The sequence below is a fragment of the Clostridium sp. AM42-4 genome (genome assembly GCF_003480105.1).
In the GTDB taxonomy this organism is placed as follows: domain Bacteria; phylum Bacillota; class Clostridia; order Lachnospirales; family Lachnospiraceae; genus Brotaphodocola.
On the sequence record NZ_QUIK01000009.1, the window covers coordinates 23,751 to 49,961 of the forward strand.

Annotated in this window: 38 protein-coding genes; 1 reads left to right on the plus strand and 37 read right to left on the minus strand. The window is 46.3% G+C overall.

Annotated elements, in window-relative coordinates:
* The first annotated feature begins 195 nt into the window (after positions 1–195).
* Positions 196–1,413, plus strand: coding sequence for a peptidase T (pepT, locus tag DW922_RS08595; RefSeq protein WP_118726356.1), 1,218 nt, complete (start codon positions 196–198; stop codon positions 1,411–1,413).
* 104 nt (positions 1,414–1,517) lie between these two features.
* Here the strand turns inward: pepT and DW922_RS08600 are convergent, their stop codons facing one another.
* The 37 genes from DW922_RS08600 to DW922_RS08780 form a co-directional block, all read right to left on the minus strand.
* Positions 1,518–2,483, minus strand: coding sequence for a uroporphyrinogen decarboxylase family protein (locus DW922_RS08600; protein WP_118718811.1), 966 nt, complete (start codon positions 2,481–2,483; stop codon positions 1,518–1,520).
* Positions 2,484–2,744: 261 nt separating this feature from the next.
* Positions 2,745–3,974: an N-acetylmuramoyl-L-alanine amidase family protein gene (locus DW922_RS08605; protein ID WP_182436799.1), complete on the minus strand. Its 1,230-nt coding sequence runs from the start codon at positions 3,972–3,974 to the stop codon at positions 2,745–2,747.
* 300 nt (positions 3,975–4,274) lie between these two features.
* Positions 4,275–4,811 carry a L17 family ribosomal protein gene (locus tag DW922_RS08610; RefSeq protein ID WP_118533408.1) on the minus strand — a complete coding sequence of 179 codons (537 nt, stop codon included), beginning with the start codon at positions 4,809–4,811 and terminating at the stop codon, positions 4,275–4,277.
* A gap of 211 nt (positions 4,812–5,022) precedes the next feature.
* Positions 5,023–5,982 (minus strand): DNA-directed RNA polymerase subunit alpha, encoded by a 960-nt coding sequence (locus DW922_RS08615; RefSeq protein ID WP_118540152.1) that lies wholly within the window; start codon positions 5,980–5,982, stop codon positions 5,023–5,025.
* A 53-nt stretch (positions 5,983–6,035) separates the two neighbouring features.
* On the minus strand, positions 6,036–6,629 hold the full coding sequence (rpsD, locus tag DW922_RS08620; protein ID WP_118726357.1) for a 30S ribosomal protein S4: 594 nt from the start codon (positions 6,627–6,629) through the stop codon (positions 6,036–6,038).
* A gap of 16 nt (positions 6,630–6,645) precedes the next feature.
* Entirely contained in the window at positions 6,646–7,047 is a 402-nt protein-coding gene (gene rpsK, locus DW922_RS08625; RefSeq protein ID WP_118533414.1) for a 30S ribosomal protein S11, read from the minus strand.
* Between the two features lie 87 nt (positions 7,048–7,134).
* On the minus strand, positions 7,135–7,503 hold the full coding sequence (gene rpsM, locus DW922_RS08630; RefSeq protein WP_118540154.1) for a 30S ribosomal protein S13: 369 nt from the start codon (positions 7,501–7,503) through the stop codon (positions 7,135–7,137).
* Positions 7,504–7,534: 31 nt separating this feature from the next.
* The gene (rpmJ, locus tag DW922_RS08635) at positions 7,535–7,648 is read right to left on the minus strand and encodes a 50S ribosomal protein L36 (RefSeq protein ID WP_003497809.1); all 114 of its coding nucleotides are present in this window, start codon (positions 7,646–7,648) and stop codon (positions 7,535–7,537) included.
* 193 nt (positions 7,649–7,841) lie between these two features.
* On the minus strand, positions 7,842–8,060 hold the full coding sequence (gene infA, locus DW922_RS08640; RefSeq protein ID WP_118533418.1) for a translation initiation factor IF-1: 219 nt from the start codon (positions 8,058–8,060) through the stop codon (positions 7,842–7,844).
* A gap of 14 nt (positions 8,061–8,074) precedes the next feature.
* Complete coding sequence (locus DW922_RS08645; protein ID WP_118718808.1) at positions 8,075–8,326, minus strand: KOW domain-containing RNA-binding protein; 252 nt, start codon at positions 8,324–8,326, stop codon at positions 8,075–8,077.
* Between the two features lie 12 nt (positions 8,327–8,338).
* On the minus strand, positions 8,339–9,088 hold the full coding sequence (gene map, locus DW922_RS08650; RefSeq protein ID WP_118718807.1) for a type I methionyl aminopeptidase: 750 nt from the start codon (positions 9,086–9,088) through the stop codon (positions 8,339–8,341).
* A gap of 1 nt (position 9,089) precedes the next feature.
* Positions 9,090–9,734, minus strand: coding sequence for an adenylate kinase (locus DW922_RS08655; protein ID WP_118718806.1), 645 nt, complete (start codon positions 9,732–9,734; stop codon positions 9,090–9,092).
* A 203-nt stretch (positions 9,735–9,937) separates the two neighbouring features.
* Positions 9,938–11,257, minus strand: a complete 1,320-nt coding sequence (gene secY / locus DW922_RS08660; RefSeq protein ID WP_118718805.1) for a preprotein translocase subunit SecY — start codon at positions 11,255–11,257, stop codon at positions 9,938–9,940.
* A gap of 1 nt (position 11,258) precedes the next feature.
* Positions 11,259–11,699 carry a 50S ribosomal protein L15 gene (rplO, locus tag DW922_RS08665; RefSeq protein ID WP_118533428.1) on the minus strand — a complete coding sequence of 147 codons (441 nt, stop codon included), beginning with the start codon at positions 11,697–11,699 and terminating at the stop codon, positions 11,259–11,261.
* Between the two features lie 26 nt (positions 11,700–11,725).
* The gene (gene rpmD, locus DW922_RS08670) at positions 11,726–11,908 is read right to left on the minus strand and encodes a 50S ribosomal protein L30 (protein ID WP_118718804.1); all 183 of its coding nucleotides are present in this window, start codon (positions 11,906–11,908) and stop codon (positions 11,726–11,728) included.
* 13 nt (positions 11,909–11,921) lie between these two features.
* On the minus strand, positions 11,922–12,431 hold the full coding sequence (gene rpsE / locus DW922_RS08675; protein WP_118718803.1) for a 30S ribosomal protein S5: 510 nt from the start codon (positions 12,429–12,431) through the stop codon (positions 11,922–11,924).
* Positions 12,432–12,447: 16 nt separating this feature from the next.
* Entirely contained in the window at positions 12,448–12,816 is a 369-nt protein-coding gene (gene rplR / locus DW922_RS08680) for a 50S ribosomal protein L18 (RefSeq protein ID WP_118540161.1), read from the minus strand.
* 17 nt (positions 12,817–12,833) lie between these two features.
* Entirely contained in the window at positions 12,834–13,376 is a 543-nt protein-coding gene (gene rplF / locus DW922_RS08685) for a 50S ribosomal protein L6 (RefSeq protein WP_118726358.1), read from the minus strand.
* A gap of 93 nt (positions 13,377–13,469) precedes the next feature.
* The gene (gene rpsH, locus DW922_RS08690) at positions 13,470–13,871 is read right to left on the minus strand and encodes a 30S ribosomal protein S8 (protein ID WP_118540163.1); all 402 of its coding nucleotides are present in this window, start codon (positions 13,869–13,871) and stop codon (positions 13,470–13,472) included.
* Positions 13,872–14,131: 260 nt separating this feature from the next.
* Positions 14,132–14,317 (minus strand): type Z 30S ribosomal protein S14, encoded by a 186-nt coding sequence (locus tag DW922_RS08695; protein ID WP_002566501.1) that lies wholly within the window; start codon positions 14,315–14,317, stop codon positions 14,132–14,134.
* A 15-nt stretch (positions 14,318–14,332) separates the two neighbouring features.
* Complete coding sequence (rplE, locus tag DW922_RS08700; RefSeq protein ID WP_118533440.1) at positions 14,333–14,872, minus strand: 50S ribosomal protein L5; 540 nt, start codon at positions 14,870–14,872, stop codon at positions 14,333–14,335.
* Between the two features lie 23 nt (positions 14,873–14,895).
* On the minus strand, positions 14,896–15,195 hold the full coding sequence (gene rplX, locus DW922_RS08705; protein ID WP_118533442.1) for a 50S ribosomal protein L24: 300 nt from the start codon (positions 15,193–15,195) through the stop codon (positions 14,896–14,898).
* A gap of 13 nt (positions 15,196–15,208) precedes the next feature.
* Positions 15,209–15,577 carry a 50S ribosomal protein L14 gene (rplN, locus tag DW922_RS08710; protein WP_118533444.1) on the minus strand — a complete coding sequence of 123 codons (369 nt, stop codon included), beginning with the start codon at positions 15,575–15,577 and terminating at the stop codon, positions 15,209–15,211.
* Between the two features lie 24 nt (positions 15,578–15,601).
* The gene (gene rpsQ / locus DW922_RS08715) at positions 15,602–15,862 is read right to left on the minus strand and encodes a 30S ribosomal protein S17 (RefSeq protein WP_118533445.1); all 261 of its coding nucleotides are present in this window, start codon (positions 15,860–15,862) and stop codon (positions 15,602–15,604) included.
* A gap of 16 nt (positions 15,863–15,878) precedes the next feature.
* Complete coding sequence (gene rpmC, locus DW922_RS08720; RefSeq protein ID WP_118533447.1) at positions 15,879–16,085, minus strand: 50S ribosomal protein L29; 207 nt, start codon at positions 16,083–16,085, stop codon at positions 15,879–15,881.
* The gene (rplP, locus tag DW922_RS08725; protein WP_118540164.1) at positions 16,075–16,512 is read right to left on the minus strand and encodes a 50S ribosomal protein L16; all 438 of its coding nucleotides are present in this window, start codon (positions 16,510–16,512) and stop codon (positions 16,075–16,077) included. The genes rpmC and rplP overlap by 11 nt, the downstream gene beginning before the upstream one ends.
* The gene (rpsC, locus tag DW922_RS08730; protein ID WP_118718802.1) at positions 16,512–17,168 is read right to left on the minus strand and encodes a 30S ribosomal protein S3; all 657 of its coding nucleotides are present in this window, start codon (positions 17,166–17,168) and stop codon (positions 16,512–16,514) included. Before rpsC ends, rplP begins: the two co-directional genes overlap by 1 nt.
* A gap of 12 nt (positions 17,169–17,180) precedes the next feature.
* A complete protein-coding gene (rplV, locus tag DW922_RS08735; protein WP_118533453.1) occupies positions 17,181–17,567 on the minus strand; it encodes a 50S ribosomal protein L22 in 387 nt (128 codons plus the stop codon).
* 30 nt (positions 17,568–17,597) lie between these two features.
* A complete protein-coding gene (rpsS, locus tag DW922_RS08740; RefSeq protein WP_006782235.1) occupies positions 17,598–17,876 on the minus strand; it encodes a 30S ribosomal protein S19 in 279 nt (92 codons plus the stop codon).
* 21 nt (positions 17,877–17,897) lie between these two features.
* Entirely contained in the window at positions 17,898–18,743 is an 846-nt protein-coding gene (gene rplB, locus DW922_RS08745; RefSeq protein WP_118540166.1) for a 50S ribosomal protein L2, read from the minus strand.
* A 214-nt stretch (positions 18,744–18,957) separates the two neighbouring features.
* Positions 18,958–19,257: a 50S ribosomal protein L23 gene (gene rplW, locus DW922_RS08750; protein WP_118533457.1), complete on the minus strand. Its 300-nt coding sequence runs from the start codon at positions 19,255–19,257 to the stop codon at positions 18,958–18,960.
* The gene (rplD, locus tag DW922_RS08755; protein ID WP_118533459.1) at positions 19,257–19,877 is read right to left on the minus strand and encodes a 50S ribosomal protein L4; all 621 of its coding nucleotides are present in this window, start codon (positions 19,875–19,877) and stop codon (positions 19,257–19,259) included. Before rplD ends, rplW begins: the two co-directional genes overlap by 1 nt.
* A gap of 28 nt (positions 19,878–19,905) precedes the next feature.
* Positions 19,906–20,541, minus strand: a complete 636-nt coding sequence (gene rplC / locus DW922_RS08760; RefSeq protein WP_118718800.1) for a 50S ribosomal protein L3 — start codon at positions 20,539–20,541, stop codon at positions 19,906–19,908.
* Positions 20,542–20,592: 51 nt separating this feature from the next.
* The gene (gene rpsJ / locus DW922_RS08765; RefSeq protein ID WP_118533463.1) at positions 20,593–20,910 is read right to left on the minus strand and encodes a 30S ribosomal protein S10; all 318 of its coding nucleotides are present in this window, start codon (positions 20,908–20,910) and stop codon (positions 20,593–20,595) included.
* 507 nt (positions 20,911–21,417) lie between these two features.
* A complete protein-coding gene (locus DW922_RS08770) occupies positions 21,418–22,785 on the minus strand; it encodes a cell wall-binding protein (protein WP_118726359.1) in 1,368 nt (455 codons plus the stop codon).
* 290 nt (positions 22,786–23,075) lie between these two features.
* A complete protein-coding gene (locus DW922_RS08775) occupies positions 23,076–24,869 on the minus strand; it encodes a PHB depolymerase family esterase (RefSeq protein WP_118726360.1) in 1,794 nt (597 codons plus the stop codon).
* A 23-nt stretch (positions 24,870–24,892) separates the two neighbouring features.
* Positions 24,893–26,173 carry an SLC13 family permease gene (locus tag DW922_RS08780; RefSeq protein ID WP_118726361.1) on the minus strand — a complete coding sequence of 427 codons (1,281 nt, stop codon included), beginning with the start codon at positions 26,171–26,173 and terminating at the stop codon, positions 24,893–24,895.
* Positions 26,174–26,211 lie beyond the last annotated feature (38 nt).

Below are 26,211 nucleotides of genomic sequence, written 5' to 3' on the forward strand. Positions count from 1 at the left end.
TTGTTATATTACTGATAATATCACCAATATCTAATTTGTCAATAGTAAAGGGTTTAAAAACATGTTTTTTGTCGAATTCGACTATTTTCTTATTTTTTTCTATACACATCTACCAATCTTTCCATTTTGCCAGGGCCAATCTTGACGAACCTTCCGAAACATGATAAATGTATTTTGACAAGGAGGAAATCAATCATGAATGTAAGTGAAAGATTTTTAAATTATGTACAGTACGGCACCCAGTCTGACATTACCAGCTCCACCGTACCTTCCACCAAAGGACAGCTAGTTCTGGCTGCCCGGCTGGCAGATGAGCTGAAAGCTCTCGGTATTACTGACGCCCACACCGATGAAAACGGCTATGTATACGGCCATATTCCGGCTGCAAAGGGCTGCACCGGCGCCTGTCTGGCACTCATTGCGCATATGGACACTGCCATGGACATGTCCGGTGACAATATCAAACCACGCATCATCCGCAATTATGACGGAAATGACATCGTCCTCAATGAAGAGAAGCACATTGTCACCGCTGTTTCCGTATTTCCGAATCTGAAAACATTCGTTGGCCAGGATCTGATCGTCACCGATGGCACTACCCTGCTTGGTGCAGACGACAAAGCCGGCGTGGCAGAGATCATGACTCTGGCAGAATTTCTGATGCAGAACCCGGATTATCCGCATCCGCCTGTCTCCATCCTGTTCACTCCGGATGAAGAAATCGGCCGCGGACCAGACCACGTAAACCTCGAAGAGGTCGGCGCTGCCTATGGCTATACCATCGACGGCGGCCTGATCGGTGAGTTTTCCTATGAAAACTTCAATGCCGCTTCTGCAGTTGTTACGATTCACGGAGTCACTGCCCATACCGGCTATGCCAAAGGAATCCTGAAAAATGCCATTCAGATCGCCATGGAATATCAGGCACTGCTTCCGGCATATGAAACTCCGGCATGCACAGAGAACCGGGAAGGCTTCTATCATCTGGACAAGCTTCAGGGACGAACCGAAACCGCCGTCATGAACTACCTGATCCGCGACCATGACGAGGCACTGTTCCGGCATCGTCAGCAGATCATGCAGGAGGCAGTCGATTTCATCAACAAAAAATATGGTGCCGGCACTGCAGAGATCACCATCACTGAAACCTACCGAAACATGTATGAGCAGGTCAAAGGCCACGAGAAGCTTATCTCCAATGTCATGACTGCCATGGAGCACTGCGGTATCACCCCGATCGTCACTCCGATCCGCGGCGGCACAGATGGCGCGCGTCTTTCTTATCAGGGACTCCCATGTCCCAACATCTGTACCGGAGGTCAGAATGGCCACGGACGCCATGAATTTGTATCCATTCAGTCCATGGAAGCTATCACCGAAATGCTGAAGGAGCTTGTAAAACTTTTTGCCTGAGATATTTCCTATCATATAAAAAAGAACCCGCACAGAGTCATGAATGCTCACATCTGTGTGGGTTCTTTTCTTACATACTTATTATATAGGTAAATAGGATTTTGTCAACTATTTCTCGCAGCAAGCACTGCGGCCTTTACCTTATCCAGATCCTGTTCTGTTGCCAATGTACAGTCTGCGCCAAGGATCAGGCCTTTTCTTCCGTACTCACGAATCACTTTCTTTACCTCAGCCTCAACCTCTTCTTTGGTTCCATCAACCAGAACTCCGTGACGGTTCGGCAGTCCGCCCATAATGGTCTTGCCCTGGAAGAGCTCTTTTCCTTTTTCCAGATCAAACGGTGCCTCAAATACGCCCCAGTTCACAACATCTGCATACGGAGCATAATCTCTGTAGCGCTCCATATTCAGGTGATCCTTACAGATGTGCAGGAAGCAGTATCCGCCTGCCTCTTTGATAGCCTTCATAACCTGGATATCAAACGGTTTGATCCATTTTGCGAACTCTTCGTCCGTAAAGAACTCATATTCGCCGCCAAGGGATGCATAATAAACAGAATCCAGACCAGCCTCGATGTAAGCCTTTGCCAACAGGCACAGCACATCGGTAATGCGCTGCATAGCGGAAAGCATCTTCTTCTCATCCCATCTGAGGAAATCAACCTGCATCTGTCTTGCTGCATAATAATTGATGCCAGCCTGCTCAATCGGATGAATGCCGGATGCACAGATGCCATGGAGAGTACCCATGGTAAATACATCCTTATCACAGCCCGCCAGGATCTGCCTGGTCAGTTCCATCTGCTTTTTCATGAACTCGTCTTCCATGGTCATAACAGGAATCAGACGGTCATAATCGTCCGGAGTATGGATGGTTCCGAATACCGGTACCAGATTCTCATTCATGATCTTACAGATATCCGCATCTGTATCCCGAAAGAAATCCAGATGTGCCTTCACACATGCCTCTCCCTGCTTCTTGTCTGCCGGGAAATGAAGAGAAAAGCTGGACGGAACACCGTCGATCTCTCGCTGCTCGATTGCTGCAATTACACGCTCTTTTTTCGTCATGTCATTACTCCTTTTCTTTCTTAATGCTAAGCTTAATATATCACTGATATTATCAGCGTGCAATCCATTTTCTGTTTTTTTCTGTTTTCCACATATTTTTCGTTCCGATTTGTACAAGTTTCACAAATGAAAAGGAATGTGCCTTGGCACATTCTCGCGGAGCGTTTTTATATGATAGTACGCAATTTCCTATCATACAAAAAAGGGACTGCTGGAAAAAGGAGTTTTTAATGCTCCTTTTTCCGGCAGTCCTATCTTGTTTTAGTGTACCCAGATTCCCTGCTGATTCACATAAAAGGTATCGATGGTAGTGTTCACTGCCTTGTTGCCCTGTCCCGGATAGAAATAATACCAGTTGCCATCTACCTGGTACCAGCCTTCAACCATGTAACCAACACCGTCCAGATAATAGGTCTTGCCATCGCGGTTCATCCAATGGCCGCATACCAGACAGCCATAGTACTGATCCTGTGTCTCATTCATGTAGCACCAGCGGCCATTCCAGGAAAGCCAGCCTGTTATCATAGCTCCGCTTCCATCCAGGTAATACATCTGACCGTTGCGTACCTGCCAGCCGGTCAGCATTCTTCCGCTTGCGTCAAACAGATACCAGCGCCCGCCTACTTCTGCCCAGCCATTCTTCACATAGCTGCCGTCCGGATAGTAGTAATACCAGGTATTGCCGTACTTGCGCCAGCCTGCGTTCGTATTGCCGGAGGTGCCGCTGTCATTACGGCCACTGCCATCTGATACATCTTCCTTTGCCAGATAGATCTCATCGGACTCTACCCACTCACTGCTCTTGCCGTAATCATCCTGTTTGGATGTCTTGGCGATGGTGCGCACGCGGAACTTATAGGTGCCTGCCTGAGTCATGTATGGATAGAAGTTATATGTTTTGCCGGTAGTCTCTACCGTGTGGATCTTGGAAGAGCCCTTACGCAGCTCTACCTCATACTGACCGGTTCCGCCATTATCCGGTTCTTCCCACTTTGCGGTTCCCTTGGCATTGTCCTTCCAGTACGCATCCTCCGGTGCCTCAAAGGTACCTTTGATCGGTTTCAACTTTGCCTTGATGACCAAATCCCCGCTGCTCTTGCTGGCACTGACAAACTCAGCGCCCTTGACAGTTACGTTGCTGGAACGGTAGGTTCCCTTAAACGCATAATCTGAATCAGTCACTTCCAGGCGGATTTTCAGTTCCGGCTGATATCCCACACTGATTTCTTTAGAAGAAGATGTTGTCCAGTCTGCCTCTTTGATCTGGTAACGGTCAGTAGATCCGGAGATGGCAATACCGCCGCCCGGTGCAGTGGTACTGTCAATGTCAATGGAAGCATCTCCAATCCGATCTCCAACCTCCAGGTCTGTGTAAATCTGCAGCTTTACACTGGAAATTGTTTTTTCAGCCGCATAGGCTGTTGTCATACCTGCTGTGCCTGTACACAGAGCCAGGATCAGTCCCCATACTGCAAACCTTCTCTTTGTCATGCTCATCCCTCACTCTCTTATTTTCAAAATAAATATTGTTTTCTTTTGTAATTTCATTATAAGTGAAAGAAGATGTCCGGTCAACTTACATATTTCTTACTGATTTTCCGCATTTTTGCCATAAACCTGAATATTTTAAACAAATTATTAAGTTTTTTAACGCATGAAAAAAGAATGTGCCTTGGCACATTCTCGCGGAGCGTTTTTATATGATAGGACGCAATTTCCTATCATATAAAAAAGCTCCCGAAGAACAAATCTCCGGGAGCCATAAGCTCATAAAATTATATGATTATACGATTAAACAAGCTCTAACAGCACTTCCATAGCGCCGTCGCCCTTACGCTGGCCGATCTTAACGATACGGGTGTAACCACCGTTACGGGAAACGTACTTCGGAGCAACCTCATCAAAGAGTTTTGCCGGGATATCTACGGACTTGGTGTTTTTCTTCTTACCAGCAGCTGCGGTCGGAACCTCAGTTACATCGTAGAGAACTTTGAGCATCTGACGACGAGCATGAAGTCTGGACGGCTTATCTTTCTTGATTTCCTTCTGAACTTCATCATAAACGGTAACTTTCTTGCCGTTTACTACTTCTTTGACTCTCTTACCCTCAGCGTCCTTTTTAGCAACCTTAGCGGTAACAGTAACGGTCTCGAAGTTGTCTTTCTCTTTCACAGCCAGTGCGATCAGACCCTCAGCAACTTTGCGGATCTCTTTTGCTCTAGCCTCAGTAGTTTTGATGCTTCCATGATACAGCAGTGCAGTTACCTGGCTGCGGATCATTGCTTTTCTCTGGCTGGAAGTTCTTCCAAGCTTTCTATAACCTGCCATTTTATTTTCCTCCATATAATGTGGAGTGCAGTCCCGTGCCCTTTGGTCTTACCGGACCACAGCTTCCAATTTTCATAATGTAGCGGCTCTCTGCCTGATGGACTTACGGAGCCGCCACTCTTTCAGTTTCTAATTGTCGAATTGTTCCTCGCTGACAGGGGAAACTCAAACTCCGTTTCACTTCATTCGAGTATCATCCAAGTTCGTCATTTTACTCCTCACTTGGATTCAGCTGCAGACCTAATTCTTTTAACTTCGCCAGAACCTCCTCGAGGGACTTTCTGCCGAGGTTACGAACCTTCATCATATCCTCCGGAGTTCTGTTGCACAGTTCCTCCACAGTATTGATGCCGGCTCTCTTTAAGCAGTTGTAGGAACGAACAGACAGTTCCAGTTCATCGATGTTCATCTCGAGAACTTTCTCTTTCTCATTGTCCTCTTTCTCTACCATGATCTCAGCGGTCTTGGCATTCTCAGAAAGGTCAATGAACAGATTTAAGTGCTCGCTCAGAACTTTCGCTGCAAGGCTTACAGCCTCGTCTGGAGCTAAGGTTCCATTGGTATACACGTCTAAGGTCAGCTTATCGTAATCGGTAACCTGTCCAACACGGGTATTCTGAATGGACATGTTGACACGCTCAACCGGTGTATAGATGGAATCCACCGCGATCACACCAACTGGCATATCTTCTGTCTTATTCTTGTCTGCGCTCACATAGCCACGGCCCTTGGTGATAGTAAGCTCCATGTAGAACTTGCTGTCTGCGCCGCCGCTTAAGTGTGCGATCACCTGATCCGGATTCATGATTTCGATGTCCGGGTCAGCCTGGATATCAGCTGCAGTAATGACACCCTCACCCTCGAACTCGATGTAAGCGGTCTTTACTTCGTTGCTATCGCTGTTGTTCTTAATAGATAAGCTCTTGATGTTCATGATGATCTCAGTTACATCTTCCTTAACACCCGGAATAGAACTGAACTCATGCAAAACGCCGTCGATTTTCACCTGGCTGACAGCTGCACCCGGCAGAGAAGAAAGCATGATTCTTCTCAGGGAGTTACCCAGCGTTGTGCCATAGCCTCTCTCAAGTGGTTCAACTACAAACTTGCCATATTTCTTATCATCAGAAATCTCAACAATCTCAATGTTTGGTTTCTCAAAATCGAACACGACTCTAGCCCCTCCTTTTGGGTTCTTCTATCGAGGGAAATTGGTACTCTTAATTATTTGGAGTACAACTCGACGATAAGCATCTCGTTTACCGGAACATCAATCTCATCTCTGGTCGGCAGCTCTTTAACAGTACCGCGCAGATTCTCCTGGTCAACATCCAGCCAAGCCGGAACCAGACGTCCTGCAGTTACCTCAAGAGCATCTTTGTATCTCTGAGAAGATTTAGCCTTCTCTTTTACTTCGATCACGTCACCAGCTTTTACCAGGTAGGACGGAATGTTTACGCACTTGCCGTTTACCAGGATGTGCTTGTGATCTACGATCTGTCTGGTCTCACGTCTGGTGCGGCCGAATCCCATACGGAATATAACGTTGTCCAGTCTGCGCTCCAGAAGGATCATCATGTTCTCACCAGTCTGGCCTTCCATTTTCTCAGCCTTGGTGTAGTAGTTACGGAACGGTTTCTCTAATACGCCATAGATGAATTTCGCTTTCTGCTTCTCACGTAACTGGAGACCATACTCACTTACTTTTCTGTTAGCTCTTTTTAATTCTCTGTTTGATTTTTTATCAATTCCTAAATAGATCGGATCTAAACCAAGAGATCTGCATCTTTTAAGAACAGGAACTCTATCTACTGCCACTTTTAGTACCTCCTAATTAGACTCTTCTACGTTTTGGCGGGCGACATCCGTTATGTGGAACCGGAGTTACGTCCTTAATGCTAGTTACTTCAATACCGCATGCGGAAAGCGCACGAATTGCTGCTTCACGGCCTGAACCAGGTCCTTTAACCATAACGTCTACAGATTTTAAACCATGTACTAAAGCTGCTTTTGCGGCAGTTTCTGCAGCCATCTGAGCTGCATATGGAGTAGATTTCCTTGAACCTCTAAATCCCAGACCACCGGCACTTGCCCAGGACAACGCGTTACCCTGTGCATCGGTTAAGGTAACGATGGTGTTGTTAAAAGAAGACTGGATATGTGCCTGTCCGCGTTCAACGTTTTTCTTTACGCGCTTTTTTGTCACTTTTTTTGCAGTGGACACTTTTTTAGCCATTTTAAACTAACCTACTTTCTTGAATTTCCGAATCTTGTTCCTGTTTTTAAAACATGCAACGTGATTCTACATAATGTTACGAATTACTTATTTCTTCTTGTTTGCAACAGTCTTACGAGGACCTTTGCGGGTTCTTGCATTGGTTTTAGTCTTCTGACCACGAACCGGCAGACCTTTTCTATGACGGATTCCGCGATAGCAGCCAATCTCCTGCAGTCTCTTGATGTTCATAGCGATCTCTCTGCGAAGATCACCCTCAACAGTCTGGGTCTCAGCAATAACAGCTGCCAGCTTCTTTACTTCGTCATCGGTCAGATCCTTAACACGAGTGTCAGGATTAACGCCAGCCTCAGCAAGGATACGGTTTGCACTTGTTCTACCGATTCCGTAGATGTAAGTCAGACCGATTTCAACACGTTTTTCTCTTGGTAAATCAACACCTGAAATACGAGCCATTTGCGTCGTAACCTCCTATAACTTTTTGTTTTTAACCTTGTCTCTGTTTGTGCTTAGGATTTTCACAGATTACTCTGATACTGCCTTTGCGTTTGATGATTTTGCACTTTTCGCAAATCGGTTTTACTGATGATCTCACCTTCACGGCAATTCTCCTTTCTACAGTTGCATATATCTGTCCAGATATATTGGTACAGCCGGGCTGGTTTTAGACAAACTTCACCCAGCATCTCAACAAAGTCGCCATGATATTATAACATCATGGTTTCTTTTATGCAAGTGTTTTTACAAATATTTTTTACTATTTTTTATTTATAAAAGCGGCTGCTTTTATAAGCTTATTTATCTCTCCAGATGATTCTGCCCTTGCTTAAATCATACGGAGACATCTCAAGGGTAACCTTGTCGCCCGGCAGGATACGGATATAGTTCATACGCAGCTTACCGCTGATATGAGCCAGCACCTGATGGCCATTCTCTAATTCTACCTGGAACATTGCGTTCGGCAGCTTCTCAACAACAGTTCCCTCGATTTCAATAACATCTGATTTCGACATATAATCAATTCCTCCTAAATACAACCGTGGCGTTCCACCCAGGTCTTGAGCTCGTTTCGGATTTCTTCATCAGTGGGAAGACCGCGAAAAAGCGGTGTCTTCCCTGCCTGAACATGTTTCTTGTTTTTCCGCTTCGGGTCGTCCACCTTGCGGGTGGTTCCATTTGCCATGGTAACGGATTCCCCTTCATCGGATATTACGATATAATACTGGTTTTTGTCATGCCCTGCAAGAGACTTTACCGGACAGTACCGCTCTATCTTCATCGCGCACCGCCTTTACAGAGATAAGATCTCCGGCTCACCGTCAGTAATGAGAATGGTGTTCTCATAGTGGGCAGACAAACTGCCGTCTTTTGTCACAACGGTCCAGTCATCATCCAGCCACTCTACATTCGGGGTACCGATGTTGATCATAGGCTCAACAGCCAGTGTCATGCCAGGAACCAGTTTAATGCCTTTGCGGTTCCGGGAGAAATTCGGCACCTCCGGATCCTCATGTAAGTGGGAACCGATTCCGTGGCCGACCAGATCGCGGACAACACCGTATCCGAAGCTTTCTGCATAAGCCTGGATCGCAGAAGACAGGTCATTGAGATGATTGCCAGCTTTTGCAAACTTAATCCCCTCAAAGAAAGATTGTCTCGTGACATCGATCAGTTTCTGCGCCTCCGGACTGATCTGGCCAACCGCATGGGTTCTTGCCGCATCAGAATGATATCCTTTGTAGATCACACCGGCATCGAGGCTGACAATGTCGCCCTCTTGGATGATATGATGTTTATTCGGAATACCATGTACCACTTCGTTGTTCACGGATACGCAGATGGATGCCGGATAACCGTTATAATTCTTAAAGGAAGGAACACATCCGAATCCACGGATCAGCTTTTCACCCAGACGGTCAATGTCCAGGGTGGACATTCCCGGCTGGATTGCTTTTCCCAGTTCTTCATGCACCTTTGCCAGAATTCTTCCGGCTTCCCGCATAAGCTCAATCTCTCTTGCGGATTTGATCGTTACGGCCATATTACGCCTCCAGGACAGCTTCGATGTCCTCAAATACTTTATTTAAATCCTGGGTTCCATCAACGGATTTCAGGATTCCGGCATTCTTATAGTAGTCGATCAGCGGCTGAGTCTGGTCATGATATACGGTCAGACGTTTCTTTACAGTCTCCGGCTTATCATCATCACGAAGCACCAGCTTCTGTCCGCATGCGTCGCAGACACCCTCTACCTTGGTCGGATTGTAAACGATATGGTAGGTAGCGCCGCAGGAAAGGCATGCTCTTCTGCCGGACATACGGTTGATGATAGACTCATCCGGAACGTCTACATCGATTGCAAAGTCCATCTTCTGTCCCAGCTTGTTCAGTGCTTCCGTGAGGCTTTCTGCCTGCGGAATGGTTCTTGGGAAACCGTCGAGTACATATCCGTTCTCACAGTCTGCCTCCGCGATGCGGTCTAACAGCATACCGATGGTTACATCATCCGGTACAAGCTGTCCCTGGTCCATGTAGGATTTTGCTTTCATACCAAGCTCTGTGCCGCCCTTGATATTCGCACGGAAAATATCTCCGGTGGAGATGTGCGGAATTCCATATTTCGCTGCAATCTTCTTTGCCTGGGTGCCTTTACCAGCACCCGGAGCACCTAACATGATGATCTTCATTCTGATTTATCCTCCTATTAGAACTAAGAAAGAATCCTGCGTTGCAGGATTCTCCGCCTGCGGTGGGTCGCAATGGCGACATGGTTCCTTTCCGCCGCAGTGCGATCCTCGCGGAGCGTTTTTGGTTTCATAGGACGCACTTTCCTATGAAACCAAAAGAAGCTGCTGCCCTTACGCGTGCAGCAGCTTTCTCTTACGAACGCTTAATCATTTAAAAAACCTTTGTAATTTCGAACGATCATCTGGGACTCGATAGCCTTGATGGTCTCCAGGATAACGCTGACGATAATGATCAGGGAAGTACCCATGAAGGAGAGACGGCTTACCGTAAATACTCCGGAAATGATGATCGGGATAATGCTGACAATGATCAGACCGATTGCACCGATAAATACGATGTAATTTAAGATCTTGTCAAGGTATTCAGAAGTCGGTTTACCTGGGCGGATACCCGGGATGAAACCGCCGGACTTCTTCATATTGTTTGCCACTTCCAGCGGATTGAAGGTGATGGATGTGTAGAAATATGCAAAAAGCACGATCAGCACAAGATAGATCACCAGTCCCACAGAATATGCCGGCATTTCCGGTCTGAACCAGTAAGAAGAGTTCAGAACCATCAGGATCTTACCACCGATGGTGGTGTAGTCCGGATGGAAAAACTGTGCGATTACAATCGGGAAGGACATGATGGAGGAAGCAAAGATTACCGGGATGACACCTGCGGTGTTCACCTTTAACGGAATGTGGGAAGCCTGGCCGCCCACTAACTTTCTGCCTACCATCTTTTTTGAATACTGAACCGGGATTCTGCGCTCGCCATCCTGAAGGATGATTACGAACACAACCATAGCTGCAAGGATCGCAAGCATGATGAGCACGATCAATACAGTAGATCCGATGTTCTTGCTGTTGCTTAAAAATCTGGTGTACAGGGTGTTCACATCCTGCGGAAGGGAGGATACGATGTTGAACAGCAGGACGATGGAGATACCATTGCCTACGCCCTTCTCCGTAATACGCTCACCGATCCACATCAGGAATGCACTTCCTGCAGTCATGGTAGCGACTGCAATGATCACGCTCCATACATCATAATTGATCAGAAGTCCCTGGCCGCCAAAGCCGACAGACATACCAATGGACTCGATCAGTGCAAGTGCAACCGTTAAGTAACGGGTGTACTCTGCAATCTTCTTCCGGCCATCCTCGCCGTCACGCTGCATCTCTTCCAGTTTTGGAATTGCGATCGTGAGCAGCTGCATGATAATGGAAGATGTAATGTACGGGGTGATGCTCAATGCGAAAATGGACATGGAGGAGAAGGATCCGCCTGTCATCGCATTGAAAAATCCAAATGCGTCAGTGGACTGGTTTGCAAAAAAGTTTGCAAAGAAGTCCGTCTTTACTCCAGGAATCGGCAGTTCAGATCCGAAACGGATGACTACCAGCATGAGGAAGGTGAAGATCAGTTTTGTTCTGATCTCCTTAACCTTCCATGCATTTCGGAGTGTCTTTAACATATTAGATCACCTCGCAGGTTCCACCTAAAGCTTCAATCTTAGCCTTTGCACCCTCACTGAATGCATCTGCCTTTACGGTCAGCTTTTTGGTCAGTTCTCCGTTACCCAGGATCTTAACGCCATCTCTCGGATTCTTAACGATTCCGCTCTCAAGAAGAGTCTCAACAGTAACAACTGCATCGTTCTCGAAGCACTCTAAAGCGCTTACGTTGATACCAACGATAACTTTGGTGTTACGATTCTTGAAGCCTCTCTTCGGGAGACGTCTGTATAACGGCATCTGGCCACCCTCGAAACCAGGTCTCGGTGCGCCAGAACGTGCTTTCTGACCCTTGTGGCCCTTACCAGCGGTTTTACCGTTTCCGGAAGCGTGACCGCGTCCTCTTCTGAAATTATCACTATGCTTAGAACCTACAGCAGGCTGTAAATTGGATAAATCCATTGCACTGCACCTCCTTACTTCTATAATTAGATTTCTTCTACCTTAACTAAATGCTTTACGTGCCAGATCATACCTCTGACAGCCTCGTTATCCGGAAGCTCAACAGTCTTGTTGAGTTTCTTCAGGCCCAGAGCCTCTACGGTAGCTTTCTGCTTCGGGATAGCACCGATCGGGGATTTGACTAACGTTACTTTTAACTTCTCTGCCATTTCATTACCCTCCTTAGCCTAAGATCTCTTCAACAGATTTGCCGCGAAGTTTTGCATACTCTTCCGGAGTCTTAAGCTGAGTCAGACCGTTGATCACTGCAAGAACAACGTTGGTCTTGTTGTTGGAGCCTAAAGACTTAGCACGGATGTTCTTGATACCAGCAAGCTCCAGTACGGAACGAGCCGGACCACCAGCGATGATACCGGTACCTTCCGGAGCCTTCTTTAACAGTACAGAAGAGCTGCCGAACTTGCAGATGTGGTCGTGCGGGATACTCTTGTTCTCGTCAACCGGGATCTCTACCAGGTTCTTCATAGCTGCTTCTCTTCCTTTGCGGATTGCTTCCGGAACCTCACCAGCTTTACCAAGACCTGCACCTACGTGACCATTGCCATCACCTACTACTACCAGAGCAGAGAATCTCATGGTACGTCCACCTTTTACGGTTTTAGATACACGCTTGATTGCTACTACATTGTCATTTAATTCAAACTGACTTGGGTCAATAATTGTACGCTTCATGCCGTTCTCCTCTCTACTAGAATTTCAGACCAGCTTCACGAGCTGCGTCTGCAAGTGCCTGGATCTTACCCTGGTAAATGAAACCGCCTCTATCGAAAACGACTTCCTCAATACCCTTCTCCAGAGCTCTCTTAGCGATCAGAGTTCCAACATAGGTTGCTGCTGCAGTATCATTGGTGTGCTCAAGCTCAGCCTTAACTGCCTTCTCATTGGTGGATGCTGCTACCAGAGTATTGCCGACTGTGTCGTCAATAATCTGAGCATACATATGATTATTACTTCTGAAAACAGCCAGACGCGGTCTCTCTGCAGTACCTGCAAAGCGATTACGTAATCTGGTATGCTTTTTAACGCGAATTTCGCTTCTTGATTTCTTACTAACCATCTTTGTACTCTCCTTAATTATTTCTTACCAGTCTTACCAACTTTACGTCTGATAGTCTCATCAGCATACTTGATACCCTTGCCCTTATACGGCTCAGGTCTTCTCTTATCTCTGATCTCTGCAGCGTACTGGCCAACTTTTTCTTTATCGATACCTTTAACCGTGATCTTATTCTGGCCGTCCAGAACAGTCTCAAGACCTTCCGGATCTTCCATCTCTACCGGATGGGAGTAGCCCAGGTTAAGGGTTAATTTCTTGCCCTGCTTAGATGCTCTGTAACCTACACCGTTTACTTCCAGAACTTTCTCGTAGCCAGCGGTAACACCAACTACCATGTTGTTGATCAGGGTTCTGGTCAGACCATGTAAAGATTTCATCTTCTTTAAGTCATTCGGTCTGGTTACAACAATATGTCCATCTTCTTCCTTGATGTCCATCTCTACCGATAACTCTCTCTCAAGGGTTCCCTTAGGACCTTTTACAGTCACTTTATTATTCTCTGCAATCGTTACAGTTACGCCTGCCGGGATTGCGATTGGCATTCTTCCGATACGTGACATGCCATTTACCTCCTACTTAAATTTTCGGAAAACGCTCTGTGCGTTTTCTGTTTTCAGTTACATAATATATAGAAGTAGCTTCGTGGCAACGAATTACCAAACGAATGCTAATACCTCTCCGCCTACGCCCAGACGACGTGCTTCCTTATCGGTGATAACGCCCTGGTTGGTAGAAATGATTGCGATTCCCAGACCGCCAAGTACTCTCGGAAGGTCCTCTTTGTTAGCGTATACACGCAGACCCGGTTTGGAAATTCTCTTGATGCCGCTGATGATCTTCTCATTCTTATCTGCACCGTACTTTAAGGTGATGCGGATGGTCTTGAATGCGCCGTCCTCAACGATATCGTATTTTGCAATGTAACCCTCTTTTACCAGGATGTCTGCGATAGCAAGTTTCATCTTGGAAGACGGTACGTCAACAGTGTCATGTTTAGCAGTGTTTGCGTTACGGATTCTTGTAAGCATATCTGCGATCGGATCACTCATAGTCATGATGGATAATTCCTCCTTAATATTGTTAGTTGGTTTCCTTTTTGTTGGACCTCACTCCTTCGAAACTTACGAAGCCGCCGGGGCTCATAAGTTTCGGGAGGGACATCTGCTGATTTGTTTTGGCTGTGGTGTTTCCACGTGAGCCACAGCGTCACTCAACTAAGCTCATGCGGCGCTGCGTGGCAGCTTGCATTCGCTAAGGTTCGTGACGGGCTTTCGCACTAAATTCGTGCTCTGCGCACTCATTAAGTGCTCAATGCCTACCAGCTTGCCTTCTTAACACCCGGGATCTGGCCCTTATATGCCAGCTCACGGAAGCAGATACGGCAGATGCCGTACTTTCTTAAATATGCATGCGGACGTCCACAGATTCTGCAACGATTGTACTCTCTGGTGGAGAACTTCGCCGGACGCTGCTGCTTAATCTTCATTGAAGTCTTAGCCATGGATCTTTCCTCCTGTTATTTTGCAAATGGCATATTGAATAATGTCAAAAGTTCACGAGCTTCTTCATCAGTCTTGGCAGTGGTAACGAAGATGATATCCATACCTCTTACCTTGTCAACTTTATCGTATTCAATCTCAGGGAAGATCAACTGCTCTTTGATACCCAGAGCGTAGTTACCTCTGCCATCAAATGCGTTCGGGTTAACACCGCGGAAGTCACGTACACGCGGCAGAGCCAGGTTGATCAGACGATCAACGAACTCGTACATCTTCTCACCACGAAGGGTAACTTTACATCCGATCGGCATACCTTCTCTGATCTTGAAGTTTGCAACGGACTTTTTAGCCTTAGTGGTAACTGCTTTCTGTCCGGTAATCAGCTCTAAATCTCTAACTGCAGAATCCAGAACCTTAGCATTGTCTTTTGCCTCACCAACGCCCATGTTGATAACGATCTTATCAAGCTTCGGGACTTCCATGATGTTCTTGTAACCAAATTTCTTAATCAGTGCGTCAACCATCTCGCTCTGATACTGTTCTTTTAATCTAGCCAACTCTCTGTTCCTCCTCTCTGCAATTAGTCGATTACTTTACCGGTTGCCTTAGCAACGCGGACTTTCTTACCATCTTTTACTTCAAAGCCAACACGGGTAGCTTTGCCATCAACAACCAGCATAACGTTGGAAATATCCATTGCTGCTTCCTGATTTACGATGCCGCCCTGCGGGTTTGCAGCGTTCGGTTTGGAGTGCTTGGTAACCATGTTGCAGCCCTCAACCAGAACTTTACCGCCCTTAACGCTCAGGACTTTACCGGTTTTGTCTTTATCTTTACCTGCGATAACCTTTACCAGGTCGTCTTTTTTAATTTTCTGCACAGCCAATACCTCCTTACAGTACTTCCGGAGCCAGAGATACGATCTTCATGAACTGCTTCTCACGTAATTCTCTTGCTACCGGTCCAAAGATACGGGTTCCTCTTGGGGTCTTGTCATCTTTGATAATAACTGCTGCGTTCTCATCGAACTTGATATAAGAACCGTCTTTTCTGCGTGCGCCCTTAACGGAACGAACAACAACGGCCTTAACAACATCGCCTTTCTTTACAACGCCACCTGGTGTTGCATCTTTAACGGAAGCGACGATTACATCACCAATGTTAGCATATCTTCTTGTAGAGCCACCCATAACACGGATGCAAAGTAACTCTTTTGCTCCGGTGTTATCAGCAACCTTCAGTCTGGTTTCCTGCTGAATCATGCCTGATACTCCTTCCTGGATAACTTATTTAGCCTTCTCGATAATCTCAACCAGTCTCCATCTCTTGTCCTTGGACAGCGGTCTGGTTTCCATAACTTTAACGGTATCACCCTTGCCGCACTCGTTGTTCTCGTCATGAGCTTTTAACTTAACGGTCTTTTTTACGATCTTGCCGTATAAAGGATGTTTGATGTGGTCCTCGATTGCTACAACGATGGTCTTGTCCATCTTGTCGCTTACGACTTTACCTACGCGGGTTTTTCTTAAATTTCTTTCCACGGTCATGTTCTCCTTTCAAACCTTAAGCCAGTTTAGATTTCTCTGTAATAACAGTCTGAATTCTAGCGATATTCTTGCGAACCTCTTTGATTCTGCTGGTATTATCTAACTGGTTGGTTGCATTCTGGAATCTTAAGTTGAAAAGTTCTTTCTTTGCAGCTACTAATTCTTCCTGTAACTCAGCCGCTGATTTTGCCTTTAAACCTTCTACGAATTTATTAGTTTTCACTGTTATCACCGCCTTCTAAATCTGCTTTAGCAGCAATCTTACATTTGCATGGTAACTTGTGCATAGCAAGACGTAATGCCTCACGCGCGGTCTCCTCCGGAACACCAGCGATCTCGAACATTACTCTGCCCGGTTTAACAACTGCTACCCAGTACTCCAGAGCGCCCTTACCGGAACCCATTCGGGTCTCAGCCGGCTTAGCGGTTACCGGTTTGTCCGGGAAGATCTTGATCCAGACTTTACCACCACGTTTGATGTAACGGGTCATAGCAACACGGGCTGCCTCGATCTGGTTAGATTTGATCCAGCACGGCTCGGTAGCAACCAGACCGTACTCACCATAGTTAATTTTATTTCCTCTTAAAGCCTTACCGGTCATAGTTCCACGGAACTGTTTGCGGCGCTTTACTCTCTTAGGCATTAACATTATTTATCGCTCCCTTCCTTGTTTCCCTTAGTAGGAAGTACCTCGCCTTTGTAGATCCAAACCTTAACGCCAAGCTTGCCGTAGGTGGTATCTGCCTCAGCGAAACCATAGTCAATATCTGCTCTTAATGTCTGTAACGGAATGGTGCCCTCGCTGTAGAACTCGGTACGAGCGATATCAGCACCGCCAAGACGTCCGCCAACAGCGGTCTTGATTCCCTTAACGCCAGCCTTCATGGAACGACCCATGGTAGACTTCATAGCACGACGGAAGGAAACACGGTTTTCCAGCTGCTGTGCGATGTTCTCAGCTACTAACTGAGCATCGCGGTCCGGTCTCTTAACTTCTTTGATGTCAATAAATACTCTCTTGTCGGTGAGTTTCTGAACTTCTCCTCTGAGCTTCTCGATCTCAGCGCCGCCCTTACCGATTACAACGCCCGGTTTAGCGGTGAAGATGATGATCTTCACTCTGTCAGATGCTCTTTCAATCTCAATTTTGGAAACGCCAGCGCTATACAGTTTCTTCTTGAGGAATTTACGAATGTTGTAATCCTCAACGAGGCAATCAGCGAAGTTGCCTTCTGCATACCACTTGGAATCCCAGTCTTTAATAACACCGACTCTTAAGCCGTGCGGATTAACTTTCTGTCCCATAATTGCCTCCTCTTATCTCTCATTCAGCACAACAGTGATGTGGCTCATTCTCTTTTCGATTCTGTAAGCTCTGCCCTGTGCTCTCGGTTTTACTCTCTTCATGGTCGGTCCCTTGTTAGCAAAGCACTCCTCTACGTAAAGTTTTGCCGGATCCATGTTGTTGTTGTTCTCTGCATTAGCAATTGCAGATTCCAGTAATTTTTTAATTAAAGAAGAAGCATATCTTGGGTTGTAAGTTACAATACCAAGTGCGGTCTGTACATCTTTGCCTCTGATGGCATCTAATACGAAGCAAGCCTTCTGAACAGAAACACGTGCGTAAGATAACTTTGCGCTCGGTCTGGTGTCCTTCTGGGCATTTCTCTCTCTCTTAATCTGACTTCTATGTCCTTTAGCCATTGCTAATTAACCTCCTTTCAATCCTGACGATTATCGTTTGGATTTCTTCTCGTCTTTTCCATGTCCTCTGTAAGTTCTGGTAGCTACGAACTCACCCAGCTTGTGGCCAACCATATCCTCGGTAACATATACCGGAACATGCTTTCTGCCATCGTGAACTGCGATTGTATGTCCAACCATCTGCGGGAAGATTGTGGAACGGCGGGACCAGGTCTTGATTACCTGATGCTGTCCTGCTGCGTTCATTGCATCAACTTTTTTCAGTAAGTGTGCATCTGCAAATGGTCCTTTTTTTAATGAACGTGCCATAGGTTTTGTATCCTCCTTGAATTATTTAATGGTCTTGCCGTCGCGTCTTCTTACAATCAGCTTATTAGACTGCTTGTTTTTCTTTCTGGTCTTCAGACCCAGAGCAGGCTTGCCCCACGGAGTAGAAGGACCCGGACGACCGATACCAGTCTTACCTTCACCACCACCGTGTGGATGGTCATTCGGGTTCATAACGGAACCGCGAACTGTAGGACGGATACCCATATGACGTTTTCTACCAGCCTTACCAAGGTTAACAAGATTGTGCTCACCGTTGCCAACAACACCGATGGTTGCGCGGCATACGATCGGAACCATTCTCATCTCGCCGGAAGGAAGTCTTAAGGTTGCATATTTGCCTTCTTTTGCCATAAGCTGAGCAGCGTTACCAGCGGAACGAACCAGCTGACCACCCTTGCCCGGATACAGCTCAATATTATGAATCTGCGCACCAACCGGAATGTTTGCCAGCGGTAAGCAGTTACCAACTTTAGCCTCTGCAGTCTCGCCGCTCATAACCTTCATGCCGTCGGTTAAACCAGCCGGAGCCAGGATATAAGCTTTCTCGCCGTCTGCGTAGCAGATCAGTGCGATGTTTGCAGTTCTGTTCGGATCGTACTCGATACCGATAACGGTTGCCGGGATACCATCCTTGCTGTTTCTCTTGAAATCGATGATTCTGTATTTTCTTCTGGAACCGCCACCACGATGTCTAACGGTGATCTTACCCTGGTTGTTACGGCCAGCATTCTTCTTTAAAGAAGTAACCAGAGACTTCTCCGGGGTGGACTTGGTGATCTCACTGAAGTCAGAACCGGTCATATGTCTTCTGGAAGGTGTATATGGGTTGTATGTTTTAATTCCCATGACTTGAACTCCTTTCAATTCCGTACACGTCCGTGCGTTTTCAACGCACTCGCGTGTATCTCTTTATCACGGCGCAGTATATTCTTTTCACTGGCTGCCGTATAGTTTCTTTTCATTTCATCGCTCAACTAAGCTCGGCTTTCAGCCTCGCTAAGGTTCGCGATGGGCTTTCGCACTAAATTCGTGCTCTGCGCACTCATTAAGTGCTCAATGCCTACAGACCTGCGAATACCTCGATCTCTTTGCTGTCCTCAGTTAACTGAACGATAGCTTTCTTGGTAGCAGCGGTCTTGCCGAAGGTCATACCACGTCTCTTGTTCTTGCCTTCGCTGTTCATGGTGTTTACACTCTTAACTTTGGTTCCCGGGAACATCTTCTCAACAGCCTCTTTGATCATGGACTTGTTCGCATCGGTGTGAACCAGGAAAGTGTATTTCTTCTCGCTCATTGCGTTCATGCTCTTCTCGGTAACAACCGGTTTCAGAATGACATCATAGTACTGAACGTTAGCCATTATGCGTACACCTCCTCGATATTTGCAACAGCAGCCTTGGTAGCTACTACGGTGTTGTATTTCAGAATGTCATATACGTTGATGGTATTGACATAAGCGGTCTTTACAGACTGAATGTTCTTAGCGGACTTAACAACGTTATCGCTGTTCTCGTCAACTACTACCAGAGCCTTGTTAACCTTTAAGTTATTCAGAACGTTCTGGAATTTCTTGGTCTTGATCTCATCAAGTTTCAGCTCGTCAACAACGATGAACTTGTTTTCAAGCACTCTGCTGGTCAGTGCAGACTTCAGAGCTGCTCTCTTCTCTTTCTTGTTGAGTCTGATTGTGTAATCTCTTGGAGTCGGAGCGAATACGATACCGCCGCCGGTCCACTGCGGAGCTCTGGTTGAACCCTGACGTGCATGTCCGGTTCCTTTCTGTCTCCACGGTTTTCTACCGCCACCAGATACCTCAGAACGGGTTTTTGCTTTCTGAGTACCCTGACGATTGTTAGCAAGCTGTGCAACGACTGCCATGTGTACTAAGTGCTCGTTAACCTCAACACCGAATACAGCATCGTTTAAATCCATCTTGCCTACTTCATTACCTTCCATATTGTAAACAGATACGTTTGCCATCTGTGTGTTCCTCCTTTCTCGTCAAAGCTTACTTGGAAGCTTTCACTGTTTCTTTGATCGTTACTAAAGATTTCTTCGGTCCTGGAACAGCGCCCTTAACCAGAAGCAGATTGTTCTCAACGTCTACGCGGACAATCTCAAGGTTCTGAATGGTAACCTGCTTGGAACCCATATGTCCCGGCATGCCTTTACCCTTGAATACCTTACTCGGATCAGAACAAGCACCGTTGGAACCCTGATGACGATGGAACTTAGAACCATGAGCCATAGGTCCTCTGTGCTGACCATGTCTCTTGATCGCGCCCTGGAAACCTTTACCTTTGGAAACAGCGGTTGCATCCACCTTATCGCCGTTAGCGAAGATGTCAGCTTTGATCTCGTCCTTTACAGAATAGTCTTCTGCGTTCTCGAAACGGAACTCGCGGACGAATCTCTTGTAGGAAACACCTGCCTTGTCGAAGTGTCCCTTAACCGGTTTGCTAACCAGTTTTTCTCTCTTGTCTACAAAACCAACCTGAACTGCTTTGTAGCCATCGTTCTCAACGGTCTTAACCTGGGTTACTACACACGGGCCAGCCTGAAGAACGGTTACCGGAACTAACACGCCATCTTCGTTGAAGATCTGAGTCATTCCGACTTTGGTAGCTAAGATAGCTTTCTTCATTTCAATTTCCTCCTTACAGCGGATTACCTTTTACGGCAATCATACTAAAGCTTATTTCTGTTTCATTTTGATGTCGATATAAACACCAGCCGGCATTTCCAGTTTGCTTAATGCATCAACTGTTTTCTGGCTCGGAGTGGTGATATCGATAAGTCTTTTGTGAGTTCTCTGCTCGAACTGCTCTCTGGAATCTTTGTACTTGTGTACCGCTCTCAGAATAGTTACTACCTCTTTCTTGGTCGGTAACGGTACCGGTCCACTCACCTGAGCCCCTGTCTTCTTTACGGTCTCGATGATTTTTCCAGCAGACTGATCAACTAACTGGTGATCATAAGCTTTTAATGTGATTCTCATTACTTGACTTGCCATAAAAAAAGTCGCCTCCTTTTCGCACTTTTGTTTGAAGTACGACAAGCGGTGACTGTACACATCTCCGTGTGTGTCGCGCGGACTACACACTGCGTTACTGCAATTACTCTTTTACTACAGCTGTTAAATTGGTACAGTGACTTGTCGTCAGTTTCCTAACTTGACATTCGCTCCACGGAAAACCTGCCATCTAGGCAGCAACCTCACGCTTCATCGCTATCATGTCACAGCCTTTGTATAATATCATAGTCTTTCCATAAAAGCAAGTATTTTAGCCATTATTTTTATGTTTTTATTCACATACAATCCTGTTTCTTTATTTTCAGGCAAAACGTGTTTCTTCTATATAAAAATGCGTGTCAGCAGCGCAGGCTTCGGTTCGCTGCCCGCAAAATACAAAAGGGAAACCTTACAGTCTCCTGACTGTCAGTTTCCCTTTCATGATCATTCCTATTCACACACATATATATGATGTTTGGGACAAAAGGTTTTTTAACCCCGGATTTTTTAATCGTTATCCCAATCCGGTTCTTCCGGGCTGCGGTAGCTTCCGCCATCTACGCTCTCGTCATCCTCCTTGACCAGGATGCCGCCACTGTTGGTTTTATATTTTGTACCATTGCTGTCTTTCACAGTCGTATTTTTTGCGATCTTTCCAGATGTGTTGACTACATAATTCTTGAAGCTGTTGCCACTCGGAATACTGTATACCTCATACTTGCTGCCGGAATCTGCCTTCTGGAGCTTGCCCATATAGTAAAGGTAATTATCATATACACCCGTATAGCCACGGCCAGTAGAATTAAAATAGTAAGGCCAGGATACACCGCCCTCCGTGATGTTGTACTTTCCTTTCAGCATGCTGCTCTGTGCGTAGGTGCCAAAGTAATAAGCAGTGTATTCACCGCCGCTGGTATAAACCTTCTGGATTCCGTATACCGGGACACCATACTCATTGAACAAGTAAGTATTGCTGTTGATGCGTTTTAAGTCACTGGTTTTTGCACTGCCCTTCGCAGGACCAGTTTCCGGAACTCCCTTGGAATTAAAGTAGAACCATTCTACATCGTGATCGTAATGTCCCTGAAGATATTCCGGCGGTTCCGTAGAATACCACCCTGTCCGCACCTTACCGTCCGTGTCGACCAGACGGTAATCTTCGATGTTGTCGGATTCATCTCCGGTAACGCAGACCCAGCCAGTCTGGAGTGCGCCATCCTCCCGCAGGCAATAATAAGTTCCATTGATCTTTTTCTGTTTTACGTTAGTTCCATTCTCATTCGGAACGACTTTCTTTCCGTTTGTTCCAAAATAATACCAGTACTGGCCATCACTCGCAGTCTCAAACGGACCTGTATGGGTATCAGCATCCTGATACTCCTCCGGCGGAGTCAGCTTTTTCCAGCCAGTCACCATAACGCCAGAATCATCGCAGTAGTACATATCATCCAGGATCCAGCCGGTCTCCATAACACCGCTGTCACCAAAATAATGATACTGGCCGTCGATCTGTACCCACTTATCTTTGGAGCACTTGCCATTGTTTCCAAAATAATACCAGTCGTAACCGGAAGCTTTCCGGCTGTTAGCTACCTGCAGCCACTTATTTGTGATCATGATACCGCTGGCATCCACATAGTAATCGTCGTTATCGACCCACTTATTGGTTGCCATGGCACCACTGCTCTCCAGATAACGCCAGGTTCCGTCCTGCGCCTGACGCCATGCATTGGTGACCTTGCTTCCATTATTATTGTAATAAACCCAGTTGCTGCCCTCCTGTGCCCAGCCGGTTGCCGCAAACGCAGTGATTCCAGCCGTCCCAAGGCTCAAAAGTGCTGCCAGTGTAAGCATTGCCAAATTCTTTTTCTTCATATTATAAAGCTCCTTCGTATCGTCGCGCCGCCGTTTTTTTGCCGGTGTACCTATACCCTGGCAAGTATCCTTGTCCAAACGGCTCTTATGCTTTTCATTTTAGCAATAATACACAGATTATTCAACCAATTCACATGAAATAGATTCTTACAAATTTCTGTTAAATAGCAAAAAGCATACATGTTCCCGGAACTCTCTTGTTTCATAGAACATACTTTTCCATAAATACAAAAACTTCCAGAAGCAGGGGTTTCCTGCATTTCTGGAAGTTTTCAATCAGATTATTTTTATTAAACAAGCTTTCCTTCGTAAAAAAGCTCTTTTGTCTCATGATCTTTTGTGAATTTCGTAAAGAACTCTGTCCAAACCTGTTCGCACTCGCTCGGCCAGGTTGCATGTGCCTTGGTATCCGTTTCCGTCAAATGAAGCATCGGCACCTGTTTTGCATTTTCAAAAACATAGTGGGTCATCAGTCCTTCCCGATAGCTGCAGCATGTCCCATCCGACATATAGGAATAGTCTGCCCAGTGTTTTGTCAGATTATAACGGTCACACCAGTAATCAATCAGCTTTTGTGACTGGGTGAATCCCCCCTTAAATGCCGCGTCACAGCAGCCAAGATTGGCCCGGATCGGAATCAAAGAACCTTCCACTGGCGGATTTTCTTTTTCTCCTCTAAGCACTGCCTCAATATCAATATCTCTGGCAGAAAACGGTGCTACAGCAGCAAAGTAATCCGGCCGGTAAGCAGCACAGGCCCAGCCCATCATTCCACCTGAAGACTGTCCACTTGCATAAATCCGGTTCAAATCCACGGAATAATGTTCTGGAAGCCACTGGTACAGGAAATCGATAAACCGAAAATCCTCTGGCCGCTCCGGCTGCGGATTTCCAGTATTCCACATTGCACGGAAAATGTTATTGGTACGTATGTCGCTGATCTCACGCACCTCATTCGGCTCAGAAGCAGATGGCATGATGATCAAAAAGCCATATTTTTCTGCAACATAGCTCCAGCCGATCCGGTCTGCAATCTCGTCTCCGCCGCCGCCTGCACCATGAAATACAAAGACTGCCGGGACCGGCTGATCTGCCGGCGCTGACTCCGGGCGGTATACATACCATTCTCTGCGATAGGTATCTCTATGGTCCGTATAATATCCACCCCAGATATCTGCAGTATACTTTTTGAAGCCACGCTCATAGATGTTTTCTGCTCTTCTCAGCGCTCCATTGTTATTGCCAGGATACCGGTAAATTCCGTCAAATAATTCTGAGAGAATTGCTTCACTGTAATCCCGGTTCACACACTCTGTCCAGGCCAGCTGATCCGCAATCACGTTTGCACACCAATGCTCATCCACGGTACCACCAACCTGCGGAAGCCAGGTTGTTCCAAACCTTCCCTTCACGCCATTTTTCTGGCTGTGATTTGCACGCCGGTAATAAGAAACCATACGTTCCGTATTCTCATTCTGATTCTCATAAACCAGCCATACCGGCCACTGCACATCTGCACACATCACTCCCGGCACTCGTGTTTCCGTACCAGCCAGTTCTTCTGCCTCTGCACTGTCAAGGCCGCTCGTGCCAATCAGCGCCACTGCCGCATAGGCTCTCGATGCTCTTCTGCTCTGCTTTCCAATCACATCTGCTGCATCGCCATATCCTACCGCATAGAAGTTTGGCTGGAATGCACAAAACATCGGACGAAGTGACAGATCATTGTTCAGTGCATTCAAATATGCCAGGTCTTCTTCATCGTTTTTCCAGCCAGCTTCGTCCGCAGCCTCCATGAGTACCAGATAAAGTCCATACTGGTCCGAAAGTGCTTTCCATCCGCTCTCTACGATAAACTCCCACGGATTTTTCTTTCCCGGAATTCCAAGAAATACGGTAGGCTGATTGTAGATAGAACCTTCCGGAATATAAAACTTTGTAGAACGGGTTACTTCTTTTGTCACTACACAGTCAAACTGATAATATCCATGTAAAAACTGTCTGTAATAATGTTTCCGGTCAATTGTTGCCTCGGCAGCATCCGGCAGCTTCTGTGCTACCGGCTCCATTAAATATGATCTCATAAGCCTCTCCTCTTCCTATTAAATTATGCCGGATATACCGGGAAGAAAACGCTCGCAGAAATAGCCAGGGTCACAACTGCGATCAGCAAATACGGAAACGTATATTTCAGCAGTTTTCCCGGCTGATGCTGGCCAATTGCAAATGCCAGGGCGCACTCAGCAGAACCACTTGGGAATGCAACAGCCATAACGGAAGCGATGTTGATAACAAGTACAATACCACGCGGATCCATACCTGCAACCAAAGACAGAGATGCCGCGATCGGGGTCAGCACTGCAGCAGTTCCAGTATTGGACATAAACGTAGTCATGACAATAGATGCTACCGCAAATACAACCAGTACCAGCAATCCAGACGGATGATCTCCAAGAATCTTTAACAGGCTGTTTCCGATCAGATCACCAACTCCGGATTTTCCGATCGCATCTGACATTACCAGAACACCGGCGATCATCCATACCATGTCTGTCGTCAGGGAATTTACAGCTTCCTTTGCAGTCAGAGCCTTGGTGTAGATCAGTGCAAGAACACCGATCACCGGGATAATATACATAAGATTGCCAATCTTTGCGCCAAAAATAAATCCAAGAATCACTGCAACAAACACTACATTAATGATCATTTCTTCCCGCGGATCGATGGCAGCCGTTGCTTTCACTTCTTTTACCCCGTCCGTGCTGATGGAATGCTTTGGAATAAGCTTCCATGCAAGCAACGCATATACGGTAAGTGCTACGCAAGGAATAAAGGATACTTTGATAAAGTCAGTCGGAAGAAGCATTAAGGCCGGATTGTTGATGATTCCCTCATAATACGCATTTGCAGTCGCAGATGATGTTGCTCCGAGACCGATTGGCAGCTTCAGGCTCCACGCAGCCAGAACAGAGAAGGCTGCAAAAATCATGCGGGAGCCGCAAATCTCATCATTATCATCCAGGGAAACCAGAAACAGTGCAATGATCGATACGATTGCAGTTCTTCCCATCAGCTGGGCAAGAACAATCGTCACAAGAAACAGGAAAATAATAAAACCAATGCCACTCTTTTCTTTAATTTTTTCCATTCCTGCACGGATCTTATTGATCAGGCTGGTCTTGCCAAATGCATAGGCGATTGTGAACATGCAGGCAACCAGAATTGTCGTCCTGTTTGCCAATCCGGAAAACGCGGTCGGAATATCAAATATTCCGGTAAGGGCAAGAACCGCGCAACAGGTCATGGTAGTCACTCCATATGGAACTTTGTTGATGAAAAACATGATGATCATGAATACCAGAAGCCCCAAAACAATGTACATCTGCATAATGTTACCTCTCCTCTTTAAGTAAAATTTATTATGTC

What these genes read in the sequence shown, in the direction of transcription:
- pepT (WP_118726356.1), top strand. Translation starts at nt 196, where the DNA reads ATGAATGTAAGTGAAAGATTTTTAAATTATGTACAGTACGGCACCCAG.
- DW922_RS08600 (WP_118718811.1), bottom strand. Translation starts at nt 2,483, where the DNA reads ATGACGAAAAAAGAGCGTGTAATTGCAGCAATCGAGCAGCGAGAGATC.
- DW922_RS08605 (WP_182436799.1), bottom strand. Translation starts at nt 3,974, where the DNA reads ATGACAAAGAGAAGGTTTGCAGTATGGGGACTGATCCTGGCTCTGTGT.
- DW922_RS08610 (WP_118533408.1), bottom strand. Translation starts at nt 4,811, where the DNA reads ATGGCAGGTTATAGAAAGCTTGGAAGAACTTCCAGCCAGAGAAAAGCA.
- rpsK (WP_118533414.1), bottom strand. Translation starts at nt 7,047, where the DNA reads ATGGCTAAAAAAGTGTCCACTGCAAAAAAAGTGACAAAAAAGCGCGTA.
- rpsM (WP_118540154.1), bottom strand. Translation starts at nt 7,503, where the DNA reads ATGGCTCGTATTTCAGGTGTTGATTTACCAAGAGAAAAACGTGTTGAA.
- infA (WP_118533418.1), bottom strand. Translation starts at nt 8,060, where the DNA reads ATGTCGAAATCAGATGTTATTGAAATCGAGGGAACTGTTGTTGAGAAG.
- DW922_RS08645 (WP_118718808.1), bottom strand. Translation starts at nt 8,326, where the DNA reads ATGAAGATAGAGCGGTACTGTCCGGTAAAGTCTCTTGCAGGGCATGAC.
- map (WP_118718807.1), bottom strand. Translation starts at nt 9,088, where the DNA reads ATGGCCGTAACGATCAAATCCGCAAGAGAGATTGAGCTTATGCGGGAA.
- DW922_RS08655 (WP_118718806.1), bottom strand. Translation starts at nt 9,734, where the DNA reads ATGAAGATCATCATGTTAGGTGCTCCGGGTGCTGGTAAAGGCACCCAG.
- secY (WP_118718805.1), bottom strand. Translation starts at nt 11,257, where the DNA reads ATGTTAAAGACACTCCGAAATGCATGGAAGGTTAAGGAGATCAGAACA.
- rplO (WP_118533428.1), bottom strand. Translation starts at nt 11,699, where the DNA reads ATGGATTTATCCAATTTACAGCCTGCTGTAGGTTCTAAGCATAGTGAT.
- rpmD (WP_118718804.1), bottom strand. Translation starts at nt 11,908, where the DNA reads ATGGCAGAGAAGTTAAAAGTAACGTTAGTCAAATCCCCGATCGGTGCT.
- rpsE (WP_118718803.1), bottom strand. Translation starts at nt 12,431, where the DNA reads ATGAAGCGTACAATTATTGACCCAAGTCAGTTTGAATTAAATGACAAT.
- rplR (WP_118540161.1), bottom strand. Translation starts at nt 12,816, where the DNA reads ATGGTTAGTAAGAAATCAAGAAGCGAAATTCGCGTTAAAAAGCATACC.
- rplF (WP_118726358.1), bottom strand. Translation starts at nt 13,376, where the DNA reads ATGTCACGTATCGGAAGAATGCCAATCGCAATCCCGGCAGGCGTAACT.
- rpsH (WP_118540163.1), bottom strand. Translation starts at nt 13,871, where the DNA reads ATGACTATGAGTGATCCGATCGCAGATATGCTTACAAGAATCCGTAAC.
- DW922_RS08695 (WP_002566501.1), bottom strand. Translation starts at nt 14,317, where the DNA reads ATGGCTAAGACTTCAATGAAGATTAAGCAGCAGCGTCCGGCGAAGTTC.
- rplN (WP_118533444.1), bottom strand. Translation starts at nt 15,577, where the DNA reads ATGATTCAGCAGGAAACCAGACTGAAGGTTGCTGATAACACCGGAGCA.
- rpsQ (WP_118533445.1), bottom strand. Translation starts at nt 15,862, where the DNA reads ATGACCGTGGAAAGAAATTTAAGAAAAACCCGCGTAGGTAAAGTCGTA.
- rplP (WP_118540164.1), bottom strand. Translation starts at nt 16,512, where the DNA reads ATGTTAATGCCTAAGAGAGTAAAGCGCCGCAAACAGTTCCGTGGAACT.
- rpsC (WP_118718802.1), bottom strand. Translation starts at nt 17,168, where the DNA reads ATGGGACAGAAAGTTAATCCGCACGGCTTAAGAGTCGGTGTTATTAAA.
- rplV (WP_118533453.1), bottom strand. Translation starts at nt 17,567, where the DNA reads ATGGCTAAAGGACATAGAAGTCAGATTAAGAGAGAGAGAAATGCCCAG.
- rpsS (WP_006782235.1), bottom strand. Translation starts at nt 17,876, where the DNA reads ATGGCACGTTCATTAAAAAAAGGACCATTTGCAGATGCACACTTACTG.
- rplB (WP_118540166.1), bottom strand. Translation starts at nt 18,743, where the DNA reads ATGGGAATTAAAACATACAACCCATATACACCTTCCAGAAGACATATG.
- rplW (WP_118533457.1), bottom strand. Translation starts at nt 19,257, where the DNA reads ATGGCTAACGTTCAGTACTATGATGTCATTCTGAAACCGGTTGTTACC.
- rplD (WP_118533459.1), bottom strand. Translation starts at nt 19,877, where the DNA reads ATGGCAAACGTATCTGTTTACAATATGGAAGGTAATGAAGTAGGCAAG.
- rplC (WP_118718800.1), bottom strand. Translation starts at nt 20,541, where the DNA reads ATGAAGAAAGCTATCTTAGCTACCAAAGTCGGAATGACTCAGATCTTC.
- rpsJ (WP_118533463.1), bottom strand. Translation starts at nt 20,910, where the DNA reads ATGGCAAGTCAAGTAATGAGAATCACATTAAAAGCTTATGATCACCAG.
- DW922_RS08770 (WP_118726359.1), bottom strand. Translation starts at nt 22,785, where the DNA reads ATGAAGAAAAAGAATTTGGCAATGCTTACACTGGCAGCACTTTTGAGC.
- DW922_RS08775 (WP_118726360.1), bottom strand. Translation starts at nt 24,869, where the DNA reads ATGAGATCATATTTAATGGAGCCGGTAGCACAGAAGCTGCCGGATGCT.
- DW922_RS08780 (WP_118726361.1), bottom strand. Translation starts at nt 26,173, where the DNA reads ATGCAGATGTACATTGTTTTGGGGCTTCTGGTATTCATGATCATCATG.